The following is a 1,071-nucleotide window of genomic DNA, read 5'->3' as shown; positions in this document are numbered from 1 at the left end:
AGACCCCTTGGCGCCGTAAGGCGTTTTTTTGTAGATGACTGCAGGCTTGGAATTCCTCTTTTTTCGAGGTGCCCTTAAGTACATTATCCACGCAAGAATCAGCCCTCGACAAATGGCCAGGAGACATTTCAATCCATATCATCGGCCTGCTTTTCATAATCGTCTTATAGGCCCCTATCAATACATACTCTTCAAAACCTTCAACATCAATCTTGATGAAGCCCACATTTTCGATTAAGAATGAGTCAAGCTGCGAACATGGCACGATCAGCCCTTCACGGACACTTAAATCAATGAAACTATTATCAGCACGCGATACATCTCGAGAGACAAATACAGAGCCCAGATTATTATTCGAGTGTAGATTCAATAGAGATGCTGAATCACCAAGGGCTATCGGAAATTTAATTGCTCTCTTGCAGTTATGGGCAAGGCATAGAAAAGAGGTTGGATTAGCCTCAAATGCAAAAACGGAGCAGCCCGTCAGGCCCGCGATTCTTTCATAAAATATAGTGTGTGTTCCAATATTGGCACCTATGTCGATTATATTTCCAGAAGGTATGAATGCCGAGAGAATTTCTAATGTAAACCAATCATGATCGAGCCTCCCTGCCTCCTCAACCCACATAGACCTCTGGTCATCAGCTCCTACTGCGATTCCCAAGCCATTAATAGTGATGTCGTTCATGCTTTTGGCGATGAAAGGAAGTTGCGGTTATGCCGGACTAAATAAGGCTGGGATTAATGGAGACGGGTAATTATTTAAATCAAGATGAGAAACATCCGCAGAAGAAGGTATTTGATCAAGTGTCCATGCCATATTAGCCCCAGTCCTCCATAGGATTAACTACCTGCCTTGCAATACGTATCAGTTGAAGGACATGATTCCGATCGCTATAATCACAATACGAACCGTTGAGAATTTCTTCGTAGACGCTGAAGGCACTCTCTTGGCGCGAGTTACACTTGATTACAGGTAGATTCGAGGTGAAATGACTGTAGTTGTCTGGGCCAAGCAAGGAATGATTCAAGTCTTCTGGATTATCCCTGATCAAGTTTCCATATACTTGA

At 43.2% G+C, this 1,071-nt stretch carries 2 protein-coding genes; both read right to left on the bottom strand.

Annotated elements, in window-relative coordinates; all coding sequences use genetic code 11:
* Nucleotides 1-688 (bottom strand): FkbM family methyltransferase (locus tag AC01FP_RS17755; RefSeq protein WP_474482071.1); only part of this gene is annotated, 688 nt, incomplete at its 3' end.
* Between the two features lie 133 nt (nucleotides 689-821).
* Nucleotides 822-1,071, bottom strand: a 250-nt coding sequence (locus AC01FP_RS17750; RefSeq protein ID WP_474482069.1) for a hypothetical protein, incomplete at its 5' end; no start/stop codon positions are given.

This window comes from Cyanobium sp. NIVA-CYA 375 (assembly GCF_056108345.1).
The sequence above is the reverse complement of the archived record's forward strand: the minus strand, read 5'-3'. Positions and strand labels throughout refer to the sequence as shown.